Origin of the sequence: Falsiroseomonas stagni DSM 19981, assembly GCF_900114315.1 — a bacterium.
Classification (GTDB): Bacteria; Pseudomonadota; Alphaproteobacteria; order Acetobacterales; family Acetobacteraceae; genus Falsiroseomonas; species Falsiroseomonas stagni.
The window spans coordinates 107,403-131,183 of the sequence record NZ_FOSQ01000014.1 but is presented as its reverse complement, the minus strand read 5'-3'; the positions used below and the strand labels follow the sequence as shown (position 1 = coordinate 131,183).

General features: G+C 71.2%; 22 protein-coding genes and 1 pseudogene. 17 read left to right on the top strand and 6 right to left on the bottom strand.

The features are described from left to right. Positions 1 to 106: 106 nt before the first annotated feature. Entirely contained in the window at positions 107 to 1,279 is a 1,173-nt protein-coding gene (recF, locus tag BM041_RS25330) for a DNA replication/repair protein RecF (protein ID WP_245762268.1), read from the top strand. An 89-nt stretch (positions 1,280 to 1,368) separates the two neighbouring features. After that, on the top strand, positions 1,369 to 3,858 hold the full coding sequence (gyrB, locus tag BM041_RS25325) for a DNA topoisomerase (ATP-hydrolyzing) subunit B (protein ID WP_092962700.1): 2,490 nt from the start codon (positions 1,369 to 1,371) through the stop codon (positions 3,856 to 3,858). Between the two features lie 8 nt (positions 3,859 to 3,866). On the opposite strand, the gene BM041_RS25320 is transcribed toward gyrB, so the two are convergent. Beyond that, a complete protein-coding gene (locus tag BM041_RS25320) occupies positions 3,867 to 4,292 on the bottom strand; it encodes a DUF2141 domain-containing protein (RefSeq protein WP_092962699.1) in 426 nt (141 codons plus the stop codon). 116 nt (positions 4,293 to 4,408) lie between these two features. Here BM041_RS25320 and BM041_RS25315 point away from each other — a divergent pair, with 116 nt between their 5' ends. Further along, complete coding sequence (locus BM041_RS25315) at positions 4,409 to 4,858, top strand: GNAT family N-acetyltransferase (protein WP_092962698.1); 450 nt, start codon at positions 4,409 to 4,411, stop codon at positions 4,856 to 4,858. Here BM041_RS25315 and BM041_RS25310 read toward each other — a convergent pair. After that, on the bottom strand, positions 4,830 to 6,017 hold the full coding sequence (locus BM041_RS25310) for a LysR family transcriptional regulator (RefSeq protein WP_092962697.1): 1,188 nt from the start codon (positions 6,015 to 6,017) through the stop codon (positions 4,830 to 4,832). The genes BM041_RS25315 and BM041_RS25310 overlap by 29 nt on opposite strands. A gap of 83 nt (positions 6,018 to 6,100) precedes the next feature. On the opposite strand from BM041_RS25310, the gene BM041_RS25305 reads away from it, so the two are divergent. The 5 genes from BM041_RS25305 (at position 6,101) to BM041_RS25285 (ending at position 11,743) form a co-directional block, all read left to right on the top strand. Further along, entirely contained in the window at positions 6,101 to 6,958 is an 858-nt protein-coding gene (locus BM041_RS25305; protein ID WP_092962696.1) for an amidohydrolase family protein, read from the top strand. Between the two features lies 1 nt (position 6,959). Further along, positions 6,960 to 7,823, top strand: coding sequence for a hypothetical protein (locus BM041_RS25300; protein ID WP_092962695.1), 864 nt, complete (start codon positions 6,960 to 6,962; stop codon positions 7,821 to 7,823). Positions 7,824 to 7,846: 23 nt separating this feature from the next. After that, entirely contained in the window at positions 7,847 to 8,812 is a 966-nt protein-coding gene (locus BM041_RS25295) for a Bug family tripartite tricarboxylate transporter substrate binding protein (protein ID WP_092962694.1), read from the top strand. A gap of 87 nt (positions 8,813 to 8,899) precedes the next feature. Next, on the top strand, positions 8,900 to 10,480 hold the full coding sequence (locus tag BM041_RS25290) for an ABC transporter substrate-binding protein (protein WP_175534171.1): 1,581 nt from the start codon (positions 8,900 to 8,902) through the stop codon (positions 10,478 to 10,480). Positions 10,481 to 10,498: 18 nt separating this feature from the next. Continuing rightward, positions 10,499 to 11,743: an NAD(P)/FAD-dependent oxidoreductase gene (locus tag BM041_RS25285; protein WP_092962692.1), complete on the top strand. Its 1,245-nt coding sequence runs from the start codon at positions 10,499 to 10,501 to the stop codon at positions 11,741 to 11,743. 1 nt (position 11,744) lies between these two features. Here BM041_RS25285 and BM041_RS25280 read toward each other — a convergent pair whose 3' ends face one another. After that, on the bottom strand, positions 11,745 to 12,959 hold the full coding sequence (locus tag BM041_RS25280; RefSeq protein ID WP_092962691.1) for a CaiB/BaiF CoA transferase family protein: 1,215 nt from the start codon (positions 12,957 to 12,959) through the stop codon (positions 11,745 to 11,747). Between the two features lie 137 nt (positions 12,960 to 13,096). On the opposite strand from BM041_RS25280, the gene abc-f reads away from it, so the two are divergent. The 9 genes and pseudogenes from abc-f (at position 13,097) to BM041_RS25235 (ending at position 21,703) form a co-directional block, all read left to right on the top strand. After that, positions 13,097 to 14,719, top strand: coding sequence for a ribosomal protection-like ABC-F family protein (gene abc-f / locus BM041_RS25275; RefSeq protein WP_092962690.1), 1,623 nt, complete (start codon positions 13,097 to 13,099; stop codon positions 14,717 to 14,719). 112 nt (positions 14,720 to 14,831) lie between these two features. Beyond that, positions 14,832 to 15,848 carry a branched-chain amino acid ABC transporter permease gene (locus BM041_RS25270; protein WP_245762267.1) on the top strand — a complete coding sequence of 339 codons (1,017 nt, stop codon included), beginning with the start codon at positions 14,832 to 14,834 and terminating at the stop codon, positions 15,846 to 15,848. 1 nt (position 15,849) lies between these two features. Continuing rightward, positions 15,850 to 16,695 (top strand): branched-chain amino acid ABC transporter permease, encoded by an 846-nt coding sequence (locus BM041_RS25265; RefSeq protein ID WP_092962689.1) that lies wholly within the window; start codon positions 15,850 to 15,852, stop codon positions 16,693 to 16,695. Next, positions 16,685 to 17,449, top strand: a complete 765-nt coding sequence (locus tag BM041_RS25260; protein WP_217648842.1) for an ABC transporter ATP-binding protein — start codon at positions 16,685 to 16,687, stop codon at positions 17,447 to 17,449. Before BM041_RS25265 ends, BM041_RS25260 begins: the two co-directional genes overlap by 11 nt. Then, positions 17,376 to 17,912: pseudogene (locus tag BM041_RS25255) on the top strand (ABC transporter ATP-binding protein); the annotation flags it as partial. The gene BM041_RS25260 and the pseudogene BM041_RS25255, both read left to right, overlap by 74 nt. Positions 17,913 to 18,158: 246 nt before the next feature. Further along, a complete protein-coding gene (locus tag BM041_RS25250; protein WP_175534169.1) occupies positions 18,159 to 19,355 on the top strand; it encodes an ABC transporter substrate-binding protein in 1,197 nt (398 codons plus the stop codon). Then, positions 19,352 to 20,083 (top strand): SDR family NAD(P)-dependent oxidoreductase, encoded by a 732-nt coding sequence (locus BM041_RS25245; protein WP_092962686.1) that lies wholly within the window; start codon positions 19,352 to 19,354, stop codon positions 20,081 to 20,083. Before BM041_RS25250 ends, BM041_RS25245 begins: the two co-directional genes overlap by 4 nt. Next, the gene (locus BM041_RS25240; protein WP_092962685.1) at positions 20,080 to 20,943 is read left to right on the top strand and encodes an MBL fold metallo-hydrolase; all 864 of its coding nucleotides are present in this window, start codon (positions 20,080 to 20,082) and stop codon (positions 20,941 to 20,943) included. The genes BM041_RS25245 and BM041_RS25240 overlap by 4 nt, the downstream gene beginning before the upstream one ends. Further along, positions 20,936 to 21,703, top strand: a complete 768-nt coding sequence (locus tag BM041_RS25235; protein WP_175534168.1) for an SDR family NAD(P)-dependent oxidoreductase — start codon at positions 20,936 to 20,938, stop codon at positions 21,701 to 21,703. The genes BM041_RS25240 and BM041_RS25235 overlap by 8 nt, the downstream gene beginning before the upstream one ends. On the opposite strand, the gene BM041_RS25230 is transcribed toward BM041_RS25235, so the two are convergent. The 3 genes from BM041_RS25230 to BM041_RS25220 are packed head-to-tail and all read right to left on the bottom strand — an operon-like array spanning position 21,700 to position 23,781. Next, a complete protein-coding gene (locus BM041_RS25230) occupies positions 21,700 to 22,428 on the bottom strand; it encodes a maleate cis-trans isomerase family protein (protein ID WP_092962683.1) in 729 nt (242 codons plus the stop codon). The genes BM041_RS25235 and BM041_RS25230 overlap by 4 nt on opposite strands. Before the next feature lie 11 nt (positions 22,429 to 22,439). Next, positions 22,440 to 23,384 (bottom strand): phosphoglycerate dehydrogenase, encoded by a 945-nt coding sequence (locus BM041_RS25225; protein ID WP_245762266.1) that lies wholly within the window; start codon positions 23,382 to 23,384, stop codon positions 22,440 to 22,442. Further along, positions 23,374 to 23,781, bottom strand: a complete 408-nt coding sequence (locus BM041_RS25220) for a VOC family protein (protein WP_175534167.1) — start codon at positions 23,779 to 23,781, stop codon at positions 23,374 to 23,376. Before BM041_RS25220 ends, BM041_RS25225 begins: the two co-directional genes overlap by 11 nt.

The window sequence follows — 23,781 nt, the reverse complement described above, 5'->3', positions numbered from 1 at the left end:
TTCGTTCGCCCTAATCCCGCCAGTCGCGTCCCTTCACCGGAACAGGTCCCTGGCCGCCCTTCCCGACCCGTCAGCCGGTCCCCTGGCCGAGGTGCCTCTGGCCGAGGTGCCTCTGGCCGAGGTGCCTCTGGCCGATGCGCCGCCGCTGCGCCTGCTGCGGCTGCGGCTGACCGATTTCCGGTCCTATCCGAGCTTCGAGGCCCGTTTCACCGGACGCATCGTCGCCATCGCCGGTCCCAACGGGGTGGGCAAGACCAACCTGCTGGAGGCGATCAGCCTGCTCGGCCCTGGCCGCGGGCTGCGGGGCGCGCGGGCCAGCGAGATCGGCCGGCGGCAGCCCGGCGCGGAGGCGCCGCGGCCCTGGGTGGCCTGGGGGTCCTTCGACGGGCCGGATGGCCCGGCCGAGATCGGCACCGGCACCACGGCCGAGGCCGGCGACGCGGCCCGGCGCAAATACACGCTGGATGGGGAGCCCGCGAAAAGCCAGGCGGAGCTGGCCCGGCGTGCCGGGGCCGTCTGGCTGACGCCGCAGATGGACCGGCTGTTCCAGGACGGTGCCAGCGGGCGAAGGCGCTTCCTGGACCGCCTGGTCTGGGCGCTGGAGCCCGGCCATGCGCGGGAAGTGGCCGCCCATGACACGGCGATGAGCGGGCGGAACCGGCTGCTGGCGGAAGGGCGGCGGGATGCCGCCTGGCTGGCGGCGCTGGAGGATGCGATGGCCCGCCATGCGGTGGCGGCGGTGGCGGCGCGGCGGGCATTGGCCAGCCGGCTGAACGCGCTGCTGGCGGCGGGCACCGCCACGGGCGCCTTCCCGGCTGCGCGGATCGACCTGGCCTGCCCGATCGCCGCCGCGCTGGCGGAAGCGCCGGCCCTGGCGGTGGAGGACCGGCTGCGGGCGGACCTCGCCGCCGGGCGGGGGCGGGATGCCGCGGCGGGGGGTGCCCAGCTGGGCGCGCACCGGACGGACATGACCCTGGTGCACCTGCCCAAGGGGCAGCCGGCGGCGCTGTGCTCGACCGGGGAGCAGAAGGCGCTGCTGGTCTCCACCGTCCTGGCCCATGCGGCGCTGATCGGCGCCGCGCGGGGCTTCGCGCCGCTGCTGCTGCTGGACGAGGTGGCGGCCCATCTGGACCAGGGGCGGCGGGAGGCGCTTTATGCCGCCCTGGCCAGCCTGCCGGCCCAGGTCTTCCTGACCGGCACGGAGCCGGATATTTTCGCCCCGCTCCAGGGCATCGCCGAGACGTTCAGGGCGACGCCCGAGGGCCTGGCCGCCGTCTGACGGCGACCGTGAATCACCCCGTGCCGAATCCCGCCGGAAAGCCTATACTGGCCGGGATTCCAAGCCGATTTCCAGGAGCCTCCGCCGGCATGTCCGACGCCGATGCGCGCGCCAACGACCCGAACAGCCCGAAGCCCGGGGACCCCAACCCGGGTGACCAGGCGGCCAATCCGGGGGCGGATGCCTATGACAGTGCCTCCATCACCGTGCTGCGGGGGCTGGAAGCCGTCCGCAAGCGGCCGGGCATGTATATCGGCGATACCGATGACGGCTCCGGCCTGCACCACATGGCCTTCGAGATCATCGACAATGCGGTGGACGAGGCCCAGGCCGGCTTCGCGACCACCTGCCATGTCGTGCTGAACGGCGATGGCAGCGTCACCGTCACCGATGACGGCCGCGGCATCCCGGTGGACATCCACCATGAGGAAGGCGTCTCCGCCGCCGAGGTGGTGCTGACCAGGCTGCATGCCGGCGGCAAGTTCAACCAGAACAGCTACAAGGTCTCCGGCGGCCTGCACGGCGTGGGGGCGGCGGTGGTGAACGCCCTGTCGGAGTGGATGGAAGTCCGCATCTGGCGCGACGGGCGGGAACACTTCATCCGCTTCGAGCATGGCGACACGGTGGTGCCGCTGAAGATCATCGGCCCGTCCGACCACCAGCACGGCACGGAAGTGACCTTCAAGCCGTCTTCGGGCACCTTCACCAAGGTCGAATACGAATTCGCCATCCTGGAACGGCGCCTGCGGGAACTGGCCTTCCTCAATTCGGGCCTCAAGATCTCCCTGCGCGATGACCGGCACGTGCCGGCGCAGGAAGTGGCCTTCGAGTTCAAGGGCGGGCTCGTCGCCTTCGTCGAATGGCTGGACCGCAGCAAGGAGCCGATCTTCAAGCCGCCGGTCAGCCTGATCAGCAAGGCGACGGAGGGCATCCGCGTCGAGCTCGCGATGTGGTGGAACACGTCGCCGCACGAAATGGCGCTCTGCTACACCAACAACATCCCGCAGCGCGATGGCGGCACGCACCAGGCGGGCTTCCGCCAGGCGCTGACGCGCGTGGTGATGAAGTATGCCGAGGATCTGGCGAAGAAGGAGAAGGTGGAGCTGATCGGCGACGACATGCGGGAGGGCCTGACCGCGGTCATCTCCGTGAAGGTGCCGGACCCCAAGTTCAGCTCCCAGACCAAGGACAAGCTGGTGTCGTCCGAGGTGCAGCCGGTGGTGCACATGGCCGTCGCCGACGCGCTGTCCCACTGGTTCGAGACGCATCCGAAGGAAGCCAAGCTCGTCATCGAGCAGGTGGTGCTTTCCGCCGCCGCGCGGAAGGCGGCGCAGCTGGCGCGGGACAAGGTGGGGCGCAAGAACGCGCTGGATATCTCCACCCTGCCGGGCAAGCTGGCGGATTGCCAGGAGAAGGATCCGGCGAAGTCGGAGATCTTCATTGTCGAGGGTGACAGCGCGGGTGGCTCCGCCAAGCAGGGGCGCGACCGGCGCTTCCAGGCGATCCTGCCGCTGAAGGGCAAGATCCTGAATGTCGAGCGCGCGCGGATGGACAAGATGCTGTCCAGCGCGGAGATCGGCACGCTGATCACGGCCCTCGGCACCGGGATCGGGCCGGGGCCGGAGGACAAGGGCGGATTCAGCGCCGACAAGCTGCGCTACCACCGCATCGTCATCATGACGGATGCCGATGTGGACGGCAGCCATATCCGCACGCTGCTGCTGACCTTCTTCTTCCGGCAGATGCCATCGCTGATCGAACGCGGGCATCTCTACATCGCGCAGCCGCCGCTCTATCGCGCCAAGCGCGGCAATGACGAGCGCTACCTGAAGGATGACCGGGCGCTCGAGGATTTCCTGATCGAGAAGGCGCTGAACGGCGCCAAGGTCCGCTTCGCCGACGGGCGCGAATTGCGCGGCGCGGAGCTGGCGGAGGAGGTGGAGCGGCTGCGCCAGGTGGCCGCGCGCATCCGGCGCCTGGCGACGCAGGTGCCGGCGGGCATCGTCGAACAGGCGGCGGTGGCGGGGGCGCTGACGCTCGACGCCGATCGCGCGCTGGCGGGCGCGGCGCTGCTGGCGCAGCGGCTGGATGCGCTGTCGCCGGAAAGCGAGCGCGGCTGGAAGGCCACGGCGGATGGCGCGGGGCTCGCGCTGTTCCGCGTGGTGCGCGGCGTGACGGAACGGCACCTGCTGGACCCCGCGGCGCTGCGGAGCGCGGAGGCCCGCTGGCTGGATGAGCGGCGTGAGGTCTTCGCGCGTGACTATGCCGCCGGGCCCGCGATGGTGTCCTTCGAAGGGCCGGAGAGCGCGCAGCACGGCCCGCTGCTGGCCTTCGAGCGCATCTTCGCGCAGGGCCGCCGCGGCCTGACCATCCAGCGCTTCAAGGGCCTCGGTGAGATGAACCCCGACCAGCTCTGGAAGACCACGCTCGACCCCGCCGTGCGCACGCTGCTGCGCGTGCGGGTGGAGGATGTGGAGGATGCGGAGCAGGTCTTCTCCACGCTGATGGGCGATGTGGTGGAACCGCGGCGCGAATTCATCGTGGGCAATGCGCTGAAGGTGGCGAACCTCGACGTGTGAGGGCCGCTTCAGCGGCCCAGCCGCACCTCGATGGTGCGGGGCGGGCCTTCCGTGACCTGGATCGCGGCCTCGTCGAAGCGGGGCGCGCGCATCCCGGGGCGGATGTTGTTGGAGACGCCCCAATCCTCGGTCGGGATGCCGAAGAAGTTGGTGTCGATGCGGCCGTTGTTGTTGGCGTCGTGGGAGACGGCGACCGCATAGGTGCCGGGGGCGATGCCGTCGAAGCGGCACCGCACGCCCGCGGGATTGGCCGGCGCGGATCGCAGCACGGCGCCGGCCGCATCCCCGGGGAAGCCGCCGCGGTCGGCGCTGTGCAGCGCGCAGCCGATGGTGCCGTCCGCGGAGCGGATATTGGCGACGTTCACGACGAGATCGGCCGCCAGGGCCGGGGCGTTGGCGAGGAACAGGCAGGCCAGCAGCAGCGGACGGTGCATCGGGGGAGGGCCTTCGCGGTGATCGTGCTGCGCCCGTGGCATGGGGCCGCCGGCGGCGTCAACGTGAAAGGGGCGCGCCATCCGGCGTCCGGCGCGGCGGCGGGGGAGAAGGGCGCATGACATCCCGGTATGGGCTTGAGATCCGGGCCGCGACGGCGGCGGATGCGCCGGGGCTCGCGGAATTGCTGACGGAGGCGGGCCAGGCCAGCGCGGGGCGCGTCATCGCCACGCGGCTGGAGGCGCTGCGCCAGGGCCCGGGCACGGTGCTGATCGCGCAGGAATGGGGGCCGCCGAGTGGCGTCATCGCGCTGCATTGGTACCCGTCGCTGCTGGAGGATCGGCCGGTGGCGCAGGTGACGCTGCTGCTGGTGGGGCAGGACAGCCGGCGGCGGGGCATCGGGCGGCTCCTGGTGAAGGCCGCCGCCCAGGCCGCGCGCAGCGCCGGCTGCGGGGCGCTGGAAATGGCGCTGGCGGAGGCCGGGGCGGCGATGCAGGGCTTCTGCGCCGCCACCGGCTTCGCGGAAAGCGGCGCCCGCTTCACGCGGAGTCTTCGCCGGCAGAGCTGAGGGCCGCGAAGGCCTGGCGCAGCGCGTCCAGCACCGCGCGCTGGCCGGGGGTGGGCAGCCAGTCCCGCCGTGTGGTCAGGCCGATGGCGCGGGGCGGGCCGAATGGGGCGACCGGCAGCGCCGCCAGCCCCGGCGCGGCGGCGATCTGGCGGCGGGACAGCAGCGCCAGCGCCCGGGTCCGGCGCAGCAGGGCGATGGTGGCGTGGGGGGAATTGGTCTCCATCGCCAGGCGGGGGCGCTGGGGCAGGGTGGCGAGGATCGCCTCCGCCGTCGCGCGCCGTGGCAGGCCGGGCTCCGGCAGCACCCAATCCTGGGCGGCCAGGGCCGCGGGGCTCGGGACCTCGCCCCGCGCCAGGGGATGGGTGGCGGCGGCGGCGATCACGAAGGGGTCGGGCGCCAGGACCTGCTCCTCCACCTCCTCGGCCGGGGCGGGGTTCCGCAGCGCGCCCAGGATGGCGTCCAGCGCGCCGTGGCGAAGCTGGTCCAGCAGCGCGGCATGGGTGCCGTCCCGCAGCGTGACGCGCAGCGCGGGCATGGGACCGAGCGTGGCGATGGCGGCGGCGAGTTCGTCCTGCGGCAGCATGGGCAGGGTGCCCAGGCGGAACCATTCCACCCGGCCGCTGGCCGCCAGCTCCGCCAGGCCCTGCTCCAGCTCCGCCGCCGCCAGGGCGAAGCGGCGGCCGAGTTCCACCCCGCCGGGCAGCGGCACCATGCCATCCGCGGCGCGGCGGTAGAGCGGCACGCCGAGCGCGGCTTCCAGCCCCCGCGCGGTGCGCGCCAGCGTCGGCAGGGAAACGCCGCGCAGCCTGGCGGCGGCGGAGAAGCTGCCGGCGCGGACGATGGCGCGATGCGTCTCGATGGCGGTGTCCGTCAGCAGGCCGGTGCGCGCCGTGCTGCGGCAGGCCGCGAGCCCCGCCTGCACCTGGCCCATCATGCGCCGGCAGCGCGCGAGGAAGCGGGCGCCGGGTTCCGCGGGAAAGCTGCCGCGGGGGCCGCGCCGCAGCAGCGTCTGCCCGACCGCCGCTTCCAGCCGGTCGATGGCCTGGCTGAGGGCGGGCTGGGAGAGGCCGAGGCGGCGGGCGGCGGCGCCGAGGCTGGCGCCCTCCGCCACCGCCATGAACGCCTCGATATCCCGGAGCCGGGGCGGGGTGGGGGTCATAGCCCGGAGCTTATGACCCGCAGCGACGATCTTGCGTAGCGGCGACGACAAGGGGCGGGCAGGCTGGGGCAAAGGGGAAACGCATGCCAGGCCTCATCATCGACACCCATACGCACGTCATCTCCACCGACCGGGTGCGCTACCCGACGGCGCCGCTCGGGGGCAAGCAGTCCGACTGGTCGGCGGAACGGCCGGTGGAGGTGGGGGGGTTGCTCGCCGCCATGGAGGCGGCGGGGGTCGCCAAGGCCGTGGTGGTGCAGGCCTCCACCGCCTATGGCCACGACAATTCCTGCGTCGCCGATTCCATCGCGCCGCATCGCGACCGCCTGGTGGGGGTGTTTTCCGTCGACATCCTGGCGGCGGATGCGGTGGAGCGCATCCATCACTGGCACGGGCTGGGTTTCGCCGGCCTGCGCCTGTTCACCACGGGCACGACCATGCCGGGCCAGGCCGGATGGATCGACGATCCGCGCGGCCATGCCGGCTGGGCGGCGGCGGAGGCACTCGGCCTGCCGATCGCCATGCAGATGACGGCCAAGGGCATTCCGGCGCTGCGCGCGATGATGGACCGCTTCCCCGGCGTGACGGTGCTGCTGGACCACCTGGCGCGGCCGGAACTGGCCGATGGCCCGCCCTATGCCAGGGCATCCGCCCTTTTCGACCTCGCCTCCTATCCGCAGGTGGTGCTGAAGCTGACGACGCGGGCGCTGGACCTGGCGCGGGAGGGCGCCTCCACCCCCGCCGCGCTGATGGCGGAATTGCTGGCGCGCTTCGGGGCGGGGCGGATCATGTGGGGGTCGAATTTCCCGGCCCATGCGGGCGGGCTGCCGCATCTGCTGGAACGCAGCCTGGCGGCGCTGGAAAGCCTGTCGGCGGCCGACCGGGACATGATCCTGGGCGGCACCGCGCAGCGCGTCTACCCCGCGCTCAAGGGGGCTTGAGATGGACGCCCTTCGCCTGGCCATCGCCGACAGCCGCCTGACCACGGGGCTGAAGGCCGCCGGCGCGCTGCCGGATGGCACGGCCCTGAGCTTCGAGGCGGTGAAGCCCATCCACCGCGCCTTCGCTCCCATGGCGCGGGAAGGCCGCTACGACGCCAGCGAGATGGCGATCGTCACCGCGTTGCAGGCCTTCGCCTACGACAAGCCGATCGTGCTGCTGCCGGTGACGCTGGCGGCGCGTTTCCAGCACCGCTGCATCATCCGCCTGGCCAGCCGGCCGGAGCTGACGCCGGCGGGCCTGGCGGGCAAGCGGGTCGGCGTGCGGGCCTATACCCAGACCACGGGGATGTGGGTGCGCGCCATCCTGGCCGAGGAATCCGGCCTGCCGACGCAGGCGATGCGCTGGGCGACGCAGGAAGGCGCGCATGTCGCGGAATACGCGGACCCTGATTTCGTGGAGCCGCTGCCGGAGGGCAGCCTGCCGGATCTGCTGCGGCGCGGTGACCTCGATGCCGCGATCCTCGGCAATGACCTGCCGGACGACCCGGTCTTCGCGCCGGTGATCACGGAGCCTGAGGAAGCGGCGAGGGCCTGGTTCGCGCGCCACGGCATCGTGCCCGTCAACCACATCCTCGTCGTGCGGCAGGATGTGGCGGCGGCGCGGCGGGCGGAGATCGCCGCGCTGATGGCGGCGCTGCGCGCGGCGAAGCCGGATGCCCGGCCCGACATGCTGCCGATGGGCGTGGAGGCGATGCAGGCGCCCATCGCGCACATCATCCGGACCTGCCTGGCGCAGGGGCTGCTGCCGCGGCCGGTGACGGCGGAGGAGGTCTTCGCGCCGGCGCGCGCGCTCGGCCTGGACTGACAAGAACGAGACCGGAGGAAACCATGATCAAGACGCGACGCGGGCTGCTGGCCGCCGGCGCGGCCCTGCTGGCAACGCCTGCGCTGGCGCAGTCCCAGCCCAATGGCCCCGTGACGCTGGTGGTGCCCGTCACGCCGAGCACGGCGCAGGATGTGCTGGCGCGGATGCTGGCGCCGACCCTGTCCGACCTGCTCGGCCAGCCCGTGGTGGTGGAGAACCGCACGGGGGCGAGCGGCGTCATCGGCACCGGCGCGGTGGCGCGCGCCGTGCCGGACGGGCGGATGCTGCTTATGCAGGGCGCGAATTTCGTGATGAGCCCGCCGCTGATGCCGAACCTGCCCTTCGACCCGGTGCGGCAGTTCATCCCCATCATCCGCATCGCCGATGGCAATTCCGTGCTGGCGGTGCGGCCCGATTTGCCGGCGCGGGACGTGGCGGAATTCGTGGCCCTCGCCAAGGCGCGGCCGGGGGACCTCGACTACGGATCGCCGGGGAATGGCACGGCGCCGCACATGTCCATGGCGCTGTTCATGCTGGCCGCGGGGATCGAGCTGAACCACATCCCCTATCGCGGCACCGCGCCCGCGCTGCAGGATTTGATGGGACGGCGCCTGGCGGCGATGGTGCTGCCGGTGGCCGTCGCCATGCCGCTCGCGCGGGCGGGCCAGCTGCGCCTGCTGGCGGTGACGGCCGATCCGCGCTGGCCCGACCTGCCGGAGGTGCCGACGCTGGCCGAAGCCGGCTATCCCCAGGCCACCAACACCATCATCTACGGCGTCTATGGCCCGGCCGGGCTGCCGGCGGAGATGGTGGCACGGATCAATGGCGGGCTGAACGAATGGCTGTCCCGCCCCGCCACGCGCCAGGCGATCCTGGCGCAGGGGCTGAGCCCGACCGGCGGGCCGCAGGACGCCTTCGCCGCCACGGTGCGATCCGAATTGCAACGCTGGGCCGATGTGGTGCGGGAGGGACGCATCCGCCCGGATTGAGTTGACGGGGTCGCCGGCAGCGTCGAAGGTTTTCGACAGCGGCCGGCGCTGGGCGTCATGCCTGGGCCGGCAGACCGGAGGCCACCCATGCCCAAGCTGACCACCATGCTGCGCCGCCTGATCGTGCTGGGCGCCATCGGCCTGCCGCAGGCCGCGCCCGCGCAGACCCTGACCATGGCGGTGCAGTCGACCTTCGGGATCGATCCGCACTTCTTCTTCAACGGCCCCAACATGGCGGCCGCGCGGCACATCTACGACACCGTCATCAGCCGCGACGAGAACAGCCGCCAGGTGCCGGGCGCCGTCGAAAGCTGGCGCGCGGTGGAGCCGCAGATCTGGGAGCTGAAGCTGCGCCCCGGCGTCGTGTTCCATGACGGTACGCCCTTCACGGCGGACGACATCGCCTTCTCCATCGCCCGCATCCCGGACGTGCCGGGCAACATCGGGCCCTACACCATCAACCTGCGCACGATCAGCCGGGTGGAGGTGGTGGACCCGCTGACGGTCAGGCTGCACACCAGCGAACCCAACCCGGTGATCCCGGGGCAGATGACGAATGTCTTCATCGTCTCCGCCCGCGCCGCCGCGCAGGCCAGCACGCAGGATTTCAACGCGGGGCGCGCGGCGATCGGCACCGGCCCCTACCGGGTGGTCGGCGGCGGCGTCACGCCATCCGGCATGCAGCTGGAACGCTTCCCCGGCTATCACGGCACGCAGCCGGCCTGGAGCCAGGTGAATGTCCGGGTGGTGGCGAATGACGCAGCGCGGCTCGCGGGGCTGCTCGCCGGCGATTTCGACCTGATCGAGGATGTGCCGCTGGGCGATGTGGCGCGGCTGCGGCGGGAGGGGCGCGTGAACATCGCGGCGCGGCCGACCGACCGGATCATGTATCTCTCGCTCAATGTGGCGCGGGACCCGCTGCCGCTGGCGGTGGATGGCGCGGGACAGCCGCTGCCGGTGAACCCGCTGTCGGATGTGCGGGTGCGCCAGGCTCTCTCGCTCGCCATCGATCGCGCGGCGCTGGTGGACCGCGTGATGGAAGGGCAGGCCGTGGCCTCCGGCCAGCTGACGCCGGAGGGCTTCGGCGGCTACGACCCGGCGGCGCGCGTGCCCGCGGGCGATGCCGCGGCGGCGCGGCGCCTGCTGGCGGAGGCGGGCTATCCCGATGGCTTCGGGCTGACCATCGCCTGCAGCAATGACCGCTACGTCAATGATTCCCGCATCTGCCAGGCGGTGGGGCAGATGCTGTCCCGTGCCGGGCTGAAGATGAATGTGGACGTGACGCCGAGCACGGTCTTCTTCCCGCGCATCCGCCCCGCGCGCGTGACCCTGCCGATGCACTTCGTCGGCCGCTCCTTCTCCTCCGGCGATGCCTCCTATGTGCTCTCCACCTCCTTCCATACGCGGGAGCCGACGGGGCTTCTGGGCGGCGCCAACCGCGCGGGGTTCAGCGACCCCGCGCTGGATGCGCGGATCCGGGAGGTGATGGTGCGGATGGATGCGGGGCGGGAGGCGGCGCTGCGGGCGATGATGCAGGATGTCGAGGCGATGCAGGTGCAGATCCCCCTCTATGTGCAGATGACGGTGATCGGGACGCGCCGCAGCATCACCTACACCCCGCGGATGGATGAGCAGGTGGTGGCGGTACACGCACGCCCCGCCCGCTGAGGCGATGGGTCCCCGGCGATGAGTTCATCGGTCCTGGTGCTGGGCGCCGGCATGGTCGGTGTCTCCGTCGCGCTGCACCTGGCGCGGCGCGGGCGGGATGTGGTGCTGGTGGATCGGCAGGGGCCGGGGGAGGGGGCCTCCTTCGGCAATGGCGGGCTGATCCAGCGGGAGGCCGTGTTCCCGCACGCCTTCCCGCGGGAGGCGCGGGAGATCCTGCGCATCGCCGGCAACCGCGCGATCGAGGCCCGCTACCACTGGCGCGCACTGCCGGGCTTCGCATCGCCCCTGCTGCAGTACTGGTGGCATTCGGAGCCCGCGCGCTACGAAAGGGCGGCGGCGGCCCATGCGGCGCTGATCGAGACCTGCCTCGATGAGCATCTGGCGCTCGCGCGCGACACGCCGGCGATGGCGCTGCTGCGGCCGATCGGCTGGATGCGGCTGTATGGCGACGATTCGGGGATGGAGGCGGCGCTGCGCCAGGCGGAGCGCGCGCGGGCGGAGCATGGCGTGAACTGCGTCGCGCTGGATCGCCAGGGCCTGGCGGCGGCGGAGCCGCATCTGATGGTCGGGCGCGCGGGCGCGATCCACTGGACCGATCCGCTCTCGGTCAGCGATCCGCAGGCGCTGGTGCTGGCCTATGCCGCCCGCTTCGCGGAGGCTGGCGGGCGCTTCGTGAACGGCGATGCGATGACGCTGGAACGCGCGGGCGCGGGCTGGCGGGTGATGACGGCGGAAGGGGTGGTGGAGGCGGCGGAGGTCGTCATCGCGCTCGGCGCTTCCGCCACGATGGTCACGCGGAAGTTGGGCTATGCGCCGCCGCTGTTCGGCAAGCGCGGCTACCACATGCACTATCGGATGCGCGGCAATGCGGTGCTGCACCGCCCCATCCTGGATACGCCGAGCGGCTTCCTGCTGGCGCCCATGCGGGCCGGCATCCGGCTGACCACGGGCGCGGAATTCGCCGCCCCCGACGCGCCGCCGACGCCGGTGCAGCTGGACCAGGCGGAGCCCGTCGCGCGGGGCCTGCTGCCGCTGGCCGATCGCGTGGAGGCGACGCCCTGGATGGGCACGCGGCCCTGCATGCCGGACATGCTGCCGGTCATCGGCGCGCTGCCGGGCCAGCCGGGCGCCTGGTGCGCCTTCGGCCATGCGCATCAGGGGCTGACGCTGGGGCCGACCACGGGGCGGCTGCTGGCGGAAATGATGACCGGCGACGCGACCTTCCTCCCGCCGGAGCCCTATCGCGCGGAACGCTTTCTCTGAGTCACACGACCCCGTCGTCGCGCATCGCGGCGATGGCGGCGGCGTCATAGCCCAGGCGCCGCAGCCATTCCTCCGTCTGCGCGGAAAGCGTCGGCGCCGGGCCGGCGGGGGCCGGGTTGGCATCGCCGAAGCGGAAGCCGCAGCGGGTCAGGCGCTGGGGGCCCTCCGGGGCGTCGATCTCCGTCACGAAGCCGCGGTCCCGGACATGGGCGTGGTTGATGATGGCCGGCACGCTGAGGACCTGGCCGGCGGGGACACCGGCGGCGACCAGCAGATCCTCCCAGGTCGCGGCATCCTTCGCGGCCAGGCCGGATTCGATCTCCACCGTCAGCGCCTGGCGGTTCGCCTTGCGGGCGTGGCGGTCGCTGAAGCGGGGATCTGTCAGCAGGTCCGGCCGGCCGATCTGGTCGCAGAGCGCGGCATATTGCTTGTCCTCATTGGCCGCGATGTTGATCAGGCCATCGCCGGTGCGGAAGGCGCCGGAGGGGGCGGCGCTGAAATTGTCATTGCCCATGGGCTTCGGCACGACACCGGCATTGAGGAAGTTGGACACGATCCAGCCCATCGTCGCCAGCGTCGATTCCAGCATGGAGACATCGAGGTAGCGGCCCTGGCCCGTGGCGCGCGCGCCCACCAGCGCGGAGGCGACGGCGAAGGCGGCGGTCAGCCCGCCGACGGTGTCGGAGACGGGGAAGCCGACGCGCAGCGGCGCGCTGGCCGCATCCCCGGTGATGCTCATCACCCCCGCCATGCCCTGCACGATCTGGTCATAGGCCGGGCGCTTGGCCAGCGGCCCATCCGCGCCGAAGCCGGAGATGGCGCAGAAGATCAGGCTCGGGCGGATGGCGGAGAGGGCTTCCCAGCCGAGGCCGAGGCGATCCATCACGCCGGGGCGGAAATTCTCCACCACCACATCGGCCTCCGCCACCAGGCGCTTGAAGACCTCCTTCCCCCGGGGGTGCTTGAGGTCGAGCGTGACCGACTGCTTGCCGGCATTCACCGCGACGAAGGAGGCGCCCATGTTGCGCTTCGCGGCTTCCGGATCCGCGCCCAGGCGGCGGGCCAGGTCGCCGCGGATGGGCTGCTCGATCTTGATGACCTCGGCGCCCATCAAGGCGAGCTGGTAGGTGGCGAAGGGGCCGGCCAGGACATTGGTCAGGTCCAGGACGCGAATGCCGGCGAGGGGGAGGGGCTGGGCGGCGGCCGGGGGCGTCATCGGGCGGTTCCTTGCGGGGCGGTCGCCGCAAGGCTTATGGCGGATGGGGGGTGCCGCCAAGCCGACAGCCTCTGGCGGGCCTGTCGCGGGGGGCGGGCGGCGTGGCATAAGCCCGCCGAAACCGCACCGGGCCCCCCATGATCCGCCTCGACAACATCAGCAAGCAGAACGGCGTCCAGCTTCTGTTCATCGAAGCCTCCGCCGCCTTGCAGCGGGGGGAGAAGATCGGCCTGGTCGGCCCCAATGGCGCGGGCAAGACCACGCTGTTCCGCATGATCACCGGCCAGGAACCGCCGGATGAGGGGCTGGTCCTGGTGGATCGCGGCGTCTCCATCGGCTTCTTCAGCCAGGATGTGGGGGAGATGGCCGGGCGGTCCGCGGTGGCGGAGGTGATGGATGGCGCCGGCGATGTATCGACCGTGGCGGCGGAGATGCGGGCGCTGGAAGCGGATTTGGCCGATCCCGACAAGGCGGATGAGCTGGATGCGCTGATCGAGCGGTTCGGCGAGGTGCAGGCGCGCTTCGACGACCTGGGCGGCTATGCGCTGGAAGGCAAGGCGCGGGAGGTGCTGGCCGGGCTGAGTTTCAGCCAGGAGATGATGGATGGCGATGTCGGCGCGCTGTCCGGCGGCTGGAAGATGCGCGTGGCGCTGGCCCGCATCCTGCTGATGCGGCCCGATGTGATGCTGCTGGACGAGCCTTCGAACCACCTCGACCTCGAAAGCCTGATCTGGCTGGAGAATTTCCTGCGGGGCTATGACGGCGCGCTGCTGATGACGTCGCACGACCGGGAATTCATGAACCGCATCATCAACAAGATCATCGAGATCGATGGCGGGTCGCTGACCAGCTATTCCGGCGACTACGAATTCTACGAACAGCAGCGCGCCATGGCGGAGAAGCAGCAGCAGGCGCAGTTCGAACGCCAGCAGGCGATGCTGGCGAAGGAGATCAAGTTCATCGAGCGCTTCAAGGCCCGCGCCTCCCACGCCGCGCAGGTGCAGAGCCGCGTCAAGAAGCTCGACAAGATCGAGCGGGTGGAGCCGCCGAAGCGGCGGCAGACCGTGACCTTCGAATTCATGCCGGCGCCGCGGTCGGGCGACGACGTGGTGCAGATCCGCGGCGTGCACAAAAGCTACGGCAGCCGCGTGATCTATGAGGGGCTGGACCTGCTGCTGCGGCGGCGAGAGCGGTGCTGCGTGCTCGGCGTGAACGGCGCCGGGAAATCCACCCTGCTGAAGCTGGTGACGCAGACGACGGAGCCGGATGCCGGCAGCGTGACGATCGGCGGCAGCGTGAAGATGGCCTATTTCGCGCAGCATGCGATGGAATTGCTGGACGGGGACCGCACCGTCTTCGAATCGCTGGAGGATGAATTCCCGCGTGCCAACCAGGGGCAGTTGCGGTCGCTGGCGGGCTGCTTCGGCTTTTCGGGCGATGAGGTGGAGAAGCGCGTCCGCGTGCTGTCGGGCGGTGAGAAGGCGCGGCTGGTGATGGCGCGGATGCTGTTCGACCCGCCCAATTTCCTGGTGCTGGACGAGCCGACCAACCACCTGGACATGGCGACGAAGGAGATGCTGATCACGGCACTCTCCAACTACGAGGGCACGATGCTCTTCGTCAGCCATGACCGGCACTTCCTGTCGGCGCTGTCCAACCGCGTGCTGGAGCTGACGCCGGAGGGGGTGCACCTCTATGGCGGGGGCTATACCGAATACGTGGCGCGGACGGGGCAGGAGGCACCGGGGCTGCACGCCTGATGCGTTAATCGGGCTTGCGCGCGGCGGCGAATCTGGGCCCCATTGGTCCGGACAAATCGCAGGAGTTGCCCTTGCCGCGCCGCATGGATTCCCGCCTGGTGGAACTTCCCGCATGAGCGACGCGGCCGGTGTGCGGGGCATGCATCCGCTGGTGATCTCGGCGGGGGTGGCGGCGGGCTGTGTCGCGGCGATTGCGGGGCTGGCGGCGCTGCCCGGGGGCGCCACGCTGGCGCAGCAGGTGGTCTCCGGCCTCATGCTGGGGGGCATCTATGTCGCGGTGGCGGTGGCCTTCACCCTGACCATCGGCGTGCTGAACTTCCTCAACTTCACCATCCCGACGATGTTCATGCTGACGGGCATGGTGGCCTGGGGCCTGGCGCGGCACGGGCTGCCCTTCACCGATGCCTGGCACTGGGCGCTGGCGCTGCCGGCGGGCATCGCGGTGGCGATCGTCGCCTCCCTCATCGTGGAGCGTTTCACCTTCCGCTACCTCAAGACGCGGCATGGCGATGCGACGGAGCATGCGATCCCGCTGGTCTCCTCGCTCGGCTTCCTGCTGATCTTCGAACATCTGGTGCTGATCGTCCTCGGGTCGGAGGCGCAGAGCTTCCCGGTGCGCTTCCGGCTGGACTGGCAGGTGGGGCCGCTGGTGGTGGGGCTGCCGCAGATGGCGTCGCTGCTGCTCTCGCTCGGCATCGTCTTCTGGCTGTCCTGGCTGCTGGCGCGCACGCGCACGGGGCGCGCGCTGCGCAGCATCGCGGAAAGCCCGGATACGGCGACGCTGCTGGGGGTGGAGGTCACGCGCATCGTGCCCGTGGTGTTCCTGCTGAGCGGGCTGTTGTGCGGCGTCGCGGGCGCGCTGTTCGTCGTGAACTACAGCGATGTCTCCCCCTTCATGGGCGACCATGTCGGCACCAAGGCCATCGCGGCGATGGTGCTGGGCGGGCTCGGTTCGATCTGGGGCGCCATCGCGGGCGGGCTGCTGGTGGGGCTGATGGAGACGCTCGGCATCCACTTCTTCGGCGGTGATGCGGCGCAGGTGGTGGTGTGGACGGCGCTGCTGGCGGCGATCGTGCTGCGGCCGCAGGGGCTGTTCGGGGGCACGCGCATCGGCAAGGGGAAGCTCTGACATGTCCGGCTACTGGTCCGGCATCCTGGCGATCCTCGCCATCAACATCATCTTCGCCTACGGCATCTTCGTCACCGCCACGGCGGGGCAGCTGAACCTGGGCGGCGCGGGCTTCATGGCGATCGGTGCCTATGGGGCGGCGATGCTCGGCGAACAGCTGGGCTGGACGCCGGCCTGGACCGTGCCGGCGGCGACCTTGCTGACGGCGCTGATCGGGATGGGCATCGCCTTTCCCGTGCTGCGCACGCGCGGCGTCTACATGGTGCTGGCGACCTTCGCCTTTGCCCAGGTGGTCACGGGCATCATCCTGACGCAGCCCGCGCTCGGCGGTGCGATGGGGCTGGTGGTGACGGAGTATGTGGACCTGCCGGTGCTGCTGTCCTGCGCCGCCGCGGTGACGCTGCTGGTCTTCTGGCTGACGGCGACCCGGCTCGGCCTCGCGATGCGGGCGCTGCATGATGATGAACTGGTGGCGACGCTGATGGGCGTACCGGCGCGGGCGGTGCAGGTGGCGGGCTTCGCCATCGGTGGCGGGCTGGCGGGCCTGGCGGGCGCGCTCTACGCGCATCACTTCTCCTTCGTGGAGGCGCAGTACTTCTCGCCGCTGCTGTCGATCTACGTGCTGCTGTTTGTCCTGATCGGCGGCACGCAGACGGCCTGGGGGCCGCTGGTGGGGGCGACCTTCTTCACCATCGTGCCGGAACTGCTGCGCATCGGCGGGTCCTGGCGCTACGTGGTCTTCGGCGTGATGATCGTGGCGATGATGATGTTCCGGCCGGAGGGCATGGTGACGCGCACGCTGCTGGCGCGGCTGACGGGACGGCGGAGGCATGCCGATGCCGGATGAGGCACTGCTGACCGTCGCGGGCATCGGCAAGGCCTTCGGCGGCCTCAGCGTGGTGGATGATGTGTCCTTCACCGTGCCGCGGGGCGGCAGGCTCGGCCTGATCGGGCCGAATGGCGCGGGGAAGACGACGGTCTTCAACCTCATCTCCGGCGTCTATCCGCTGGATGCCGGCACGATCACGCTGGATGGCCAGGCCATCGGCACGCTGCCGCCGCGGGATCGCGTGCTGGCGGGCATGGCGCGGTCCTTCCAGAACATCCGGCTGATGCCGCATCTTTCCGCTGTCGAGAATGTGATGCTGGGGCAGCATGCGCGTGCCTCCGGCCTCGGCGCGCTGCTGACGCCGATCGGCTGGATGCCGCGCGGGCGCTGGCGGCGGGAGGCCGAGGCGCTGCTGGCGGAGGCGGGGCTGGATATCGATCCCGGCGATGTCGTGTCGTCGCTGCCCTACGGCATCCGCAAGAAGATCGAGGTGGTGCGCGCGCTGGCCAGCCGCCCGAAGCTGCTGCTGCTGGATGAGCCGGCGGCGGGGCTCAACCCCGCGGAGACGGCGGAACTCGCGCGCTTCCTGCGCCGGATTGCCGATGGCGGGACGGCGCTGCTGGTGGTGGAGCACGATATGGGCTTCGTGGACGAGGTCTGCGACCGCGTCGTCGTGCTGAATTTCGGCAAGCGGATCTATGAGGGCAGCATGGCCGGCGCGCGCGCCGATGCGCTGGTGCGGGAGGCCTATCTCGGTGCCGATGCTGCTTGAGGTGGAGGGCCTCGACGTCCGCTACGGCCGCACCCAGGCGGTACGCGGCGTGTCGCTGGACGTGGCGGGCGCCGAGGTGGTGACGGTGCTGGGCGCCAATGGCGCGGGCAAGTCGAGCCTGCTGAAGGCCGTCGCCGGCGCGGTGAAGCCCGCGGGCGGCCGCGTGGTGTTCGATGGCGCCGACATCACGGCGCTGAGCGCGCCGGAGCGCGTGAGGCGCGGCCTGGTGCTGGTGCCGGAGGGGCGGCAGATCCTGGTCAGCCTGACGGTGCATGAGAATCTGCTGATGGGCGCCTATGGCAGGCGGGATGGCGATGTCGCGCGCGACATCGACGGCATCTATGCCCGCTTCTCCAATCTGGCGGCGCGGCGGGACATGCTGGCTTCGGTGCTGTCGGGCGGCGAGCAGCAGATGCTGGCGATCAGCCGCGCGCTGCTGGCGCGGCCGCGGCTGATGATGCTGGACGAGCCCTCGCTCGGCCTGTCGCCGCTGCTGGTGGGTCGGCTGTTCGACCTGATCCGGGAGCTGAACCGCGACGGGCTCGCGATCCTGCTGGTGGAGCAGAATACCCGCATGGCGCTGCGCACGGCGTCGCGGGGCTATGTGATGGAACTGGGCCGCATCGTGCTGGATGGTCCGGCGGATCGGCTGGCCGATAATGAGGCGCTGGCGGCGGCGTATCTCGGATCGCATTGAGGGATGGGACAGATGATGAAGCGCAGGACCCTGCTGGCTGCCTCGGGCGGCCTTCTCGCGATGCCGGCCCTTGGGCCGGCCATCGGCCAGACGCGGGAGATCGTGATCGGCCTGACGATGGTGAAGTCCGGGCCCTTGAAGACGCCGGGCGAGGCGACGGAGACCTGCGTCGATATCGCGGTCAGCGAGATCAACGCCGCCGGCGGCATCAATGGCCGCCCGATCCGGATCGAGAAGTTCGACACGGGTTCGGACCCCCGCCAGGCCGCGACGGCGGCCCAGAAATTCGCGCGCGACGACAATGCGCTGGCGATCATCGGGCCCTTCTCCTCCGGCGAATCGGCGGTGGCCTTCCCGGTCGGCGAAAGGCTCGGGATCGTGCAGATCTCCAACTCCGCCTCCCAGCCCGGGCTCACCGGCAATTTCAGCTATGCCTGGCGGCTGACGGAGGATGAGGGCAAGCAGTTCGGGCGGCTGCTCACCTCGCTCAGCCGGAAGGGCGTGCCGGCGAGCCGCGCGGAGATCATGTTCATCTCCGATGAGCGCATCTCCAACATCACGGCGACGCAATTCTATCCGGGCCTGCTGCGCGCACGGAACATCAGCTTCGGGGAGCCGGTGAGCTTCCAGTACCGCACCTTCGACGTGGCGCCGCAGGTCACGCAGGTGATGCAGCGGAACCCCGAAGTGGTGGCGCTGGCGGCGACGCCGGATGGCGCGGGCAAGGTGCTGCGCGAATTGCGGCGGCAGGGCTTCCGGGGCCGCGTGATCGGCAGCCAGATCTTCGCCGATCCGAACTCGGTCGAGCTGTTCGGGCCGGAGGGCGAGGGCATGCTGATCGTCGCCGGCTTCTGGTGGGACCGCAACGACGCCACGCGCGCCTTCACCCGCAAATACGCGGAGGAGAATGCGCGGCGCGGCCTGACGAGCAAGCGCATCCCGCACCACAGCGACGCGCAGGCCTATGACATCGTCTACCTGATGAAGCAGGCGGGTGAGCGTGCGCGGGTGACGGGCGAGGCGTCCCGCATCGCCGCCGAACGCACCGCCTTCCGCGACGCGCTGCGCGGCATCAGCTTCACCGGCGTGACCGGCGAGAACACCTGCTTCGACGCGGCGCGGGATGCGGAACTGCCGGGCTTCATCATCGAGATCAAGAACCAGGCCTGGTCGCTCTTCGACAGTTTTGCGGCTGATACCTGCGCATGAGGCGCCTCGCGGTCCTCGGCGGCGCCGGCGGCATCGGGCGCGCGCTGGTGGCGCGCGCGGTGGCGGAGGGGTGGCGGGTTTCGGTGCTGGACCTGCCGGCCTCGCTGGAGCGTCACCCGGTGCCGGAGGGCGTGCGGGCCATCGCGCTGGATGCGACGGATGCGGCTTCCGTCGGCGCCGCCTTCGCGCAGCTGGAAGACGGGATCGACGGTTTCGTGAACCTGGCGGGGTTCCTGCTGGGGATGCGGAAGCTGGAGAGCGTGGAGCCCGAATTCTGGGACGAGGTCGTCGCGGGCAATCTTCGCGCGGCCTTCCTGACGGCGCGGGCGGCACTGCCGCTGCTGGCCAAGGGCGACAATCCCGCGATGGTGCAGATGGTGTCGGGCCTGGCCGCGCATACGCGGCCGGGCTACGGGCCCTACGCCGCCTGCAAGGCCGCGATGGTGTCGATGACCAAGACGATGGCGCTGGAAGCGGCGCCGCTGATCCGCGTGAATGCGGTGGGGCCGGGGGCGGTGGATACCGCCTTCCTCCGCGGTGGTACGGGACGGTCGGATGAATCCGGGCAGACCAACGTCGATATCCCCGCCTACAGCGCGATGATGCCGCTGAAGCGCATTGCGGTGCCGTCGGATGTGGTGGGGCCGGTGATGTTCCTGCTCGGTCCCGACAGCGCCTACATGACGGGCCAGGTGCTCTGGGTGAATGGCGGGGCCTATATGCCATGAGCGACTGGTCGCTCGACCTCGGCGGCATGGTGCTGCGCGGGGTGGCGGATGAGGATCCCTTCCGCCTGCCGCGTGAACTGCTGTTCCCGCGCACCGATCCCTCGCTGCTCGCACGCGCGGCGGCGCTGGATCCGCTGGGCGTGGAGCCGGAGACGGACAGCATCCTGCTGCGCGTGCAGGTCTTCGTGATCGAAAGCGCGGGCCGCACCATCGTCGTGGATGGCGGCGTGGGGGATGGAAAGGAGAGGCCGGCGCGGTCGTCCTGGCATCGGCGGCGGACGGATTTTCTCGAAAGGCTCAGCGTGGCGCCGGATGACGTGGATGCGATGCTGTTCACGCATCTGCATGCCGACCATGTGGGCTGGGCGACGCGCTGGCGCGACGATCGCTGGGTGCCGACCTTCCCGAAGGCCCGCTACATCGTGGCCGAACGGGAATTCGCGCATTGGGCGGCGCTGGATGCGGTGGCGCCGGTGGGGCATGGGAGCTTCCGGGACAGCGTGCTGCCGGTGGCGGAGGAAGGGTTGCTTGACCAGGTGCCGGATGACCACGCACCCTTCCCCGGCATCCGCTTCCGCCCGCTGCCGGGGCATACGCCGGGGCAGGTCGGCATCACGCTGACGGGCACAAGGCGCACCGTGCTGATCGCCGCCGATGTCGTGCACCACCCCGCGCAATTGCTGCTGCCGCAGGTGGTGTCGCGATTCTGCAGCGATGCGGAGCAGGCGGTGGCGACGCGGATGGCGCTGCTGGCGGAAGCGGCGGATGAGGGGCTGGCGCTGGTGCCCCATCATGCGCGCGGGCGGGTGGTGTGGAATGTCCGGCGCGACGGGGATGTGTTCGGGCTGCGCGATGAATGACGCGCTGCTGATCACGGGCTGCGCCCATGGCATCGGTCGCGCCGCGGCGGTGATGGCGGCGGCGCGGGGCGTGAAGCTCGCGCTGCTGGACCTGGATGGCGCGGCGCTGGGGGCGCTGGCCGACGAATTGCGGGCGGCGCATCCGGGGCTGGCCATCGTCACGGCCATCGTCGATGTGACGCAGGCGGAGGCGCTGGCGGCGGCGATGCGCGGGGCTGCGGAGACGCTCGGCGGCTTCCGCGCGGTGATCGCGAATGCCGGTGGCGTCAGCAGCCTCGTCGTGGCCGGCATGCTGCCTGGCGCCTTCAGCCCCTTCACCGACAGCCGGCCGGCGGAATGGCGGCGGATCATCGACCTGAACCTGTTCGGCGTGCTGAACACGGCCCATGCGGCGGTGCCGATGCTGTTGGAGGCGGGCAGCGGAAGGCTGGTGCTGGTGGCCTCCGTCGCGGGGCTGGTGGGCGCGCCAGGGCTCGGCGTCTATGCAGCGTCCAAGGGTGCGGTGATCGCCTTCGGCAAGTCGCTGGCGAAGGAACTGGCGCCGCGGGGCATCAGCGTGAACACCGTGGCGCCGGGCGGTGTCGCCACCCGCGCCTTCCCGCCGGGATCGCCCGGCGCGGCGAAGCGGGCGGAACGCATCCCGATGGGCCGGCTCGCGGCGCCGGAGGAGGTGGCGAATACGTTGCTGTATTTCGCCCTCGACGCGCCGGATTATGTGACGGGGGAGGTGCTGTCCGTCTCCGGTGGGCCGCCGGCCTAGACGTCGAAGAGGCGGCCGAGTTTCAGGCGATCCGTGATGCCGGCGCGGCGGAGCGCGGACCAGAGCAGCGCCTGGTTGCTGCTGATGACGGGGCGGCCGATCTCCGCTTCCAGCGCCTCGATGATCGGGAAGGTGACGAGGTTGGTGCCGCTCAGCATCACCGCATCGGCCTCCGCGACCGGCAGGGGGGCGAGGGCGGCGCGGATCTCCTCAGGCCCGATCAGGTGGATGCCGAGCTTGCGGCCGGGCGCATAGGTCTGGTGGCCGAGGGAGGCGATGGCGATGACCTCGATTCCCTCGCCGGCCAGGAAGGCGGCCTCGTGCTTCGTGACGTTCTCCGAGAAGGGGGAGAGCAGGACGATGCGGCGGCCGCCGACGGCAATCAGCGCATCGGCCATGGCGGCGCCGGCGGTGGCGCCGGGGCGGCCGGCGGCTTCCTCCATCATCGCCTCCATCTCCCGCCGCGGGTTGACGGCGGAGGGCGCGGTGCAGCCGAAGGCAACGACGTCGACGCTGGCTTCTGCCACCAGCGCGGCGGCATCGCGCAGATCGGCGCGGAGCTTCGCCATCTCCTCCGGCGCGCGGGCGAGCGGGTTGAGGCGCATGCGCGTGGTGTGGAGCGAGACGCCGGGCGGCAGGGCCGATTGCCACTCGGCCTCGTTCACCGTGTTGTTGGGCGGCACGATGAGCCCGAGCTTCGCGCGGGTGCTGAGATTGTGGTGCATGCGGCGTCCGGTCAGGGTTCGGGCAGGGCGTTGCGGGTAATGCCCTCGATCGCGATGCGGCCCATGGCGAGGCGCGCTTCCTCCGCGCTGCCGCCGATATGGGGCGTGCCGAAGAAATTCGGCAGGTCGATCAGCGCCTGGTTGATGGCGGGCTCGCCGGCGAAGACATCGGCGCAGGCGGCGGCCAGGCGGCCGTCGCGCAGGCGCGCGATGAGGGCGGCTTCGTCCACGATCTCGCCCCGCGCGGTGTTGATGAGGACGCAGTCGGGGCGCAGCCGCGCGAGCATCGCATCACCGTAGAGGCCGCGCGTCTCGGGCGTGAGGGGGATGTGCAGGGACAGGACCTCCGACCGCGCCAGCAACTCATCGAGGCTGACGGCGGTGACGCCATGCGCGGCGTAGAAGGCCTGGCGATCGGCGATGTCATGCGCCAGTACGGTGCAGCCGAAGGGGGCGAGCAGGCGCACGACATGCTGGCCGATATGGCCGCAGCCATGCAGCCCGACGACGCGGCCGCTCAGCAGGCGCCCCATGCGCTGGGGCGGGCGTTCGCCGGCACGCAGCGCGGCGTTCAGCGCGCCCATGTGGCGCAGCCCCAGCAGGGCGAAAGCGATGACGAGTTCGGCGATGGACAGGGCGTTGGCGCCGGGCGCCCAGCCCAGGCGGATGCCGCGGGCGCGCATCGCGGCCAGGTCCAGCATGTCCGTTCCCGTGCCGAGCTTGCTGACCACGCGCAGATCAGGCAGCGCATCCATCATCGCCGCCGTCAGATGTTCCAGGCCGAGCACCGCGACCTCATGCCCCCGCAGGAAATCCACCAGCGCATCGCCTTCCAGCCGATGCGGGCTGGGGTTCAGCTTCGCGTCGGGGTACAGCGCCAGGAGTTCCGCGCGCAGCACGGGATGCTGGCAGAAGCTGGGGGAGGCGACGGCGATGCGCGGGCGGTCAGGCGCCACGCGGCTGTTCCAGCAATTCGAACAGCACGCCGCCGGTGGTGGCCGTGTCCAGGAAGGCCACGCGCGTGCCGGCATGGCCGGGCATGGGAGAGCCCGCGCGCAGCCGCAGCCCCTTGGCAGCGAGATCGGCGATGGCGGTGTCGAGGTCATCGACCTCCAGACAGATGTGGAAAAGCCCCTCCCCCTTCTCCGCGATGAAGGCGGGGACGGAGGAGCCGGGGCCGGTCGGGCGCAGCACTTCGATCGCGCTGTCGCCGGCGTGGAACACGGCGATGTCGAGGGCCGCCCGGCTTTCGCGATGCGGCGTGCCGAGGGCGAAGGCATCGCCCAGCAACGCCTCCAGCGGGGCGGAATCCGTCACCGCGATGGCGACGTGATGCAGGCGCGTGACGCGCAT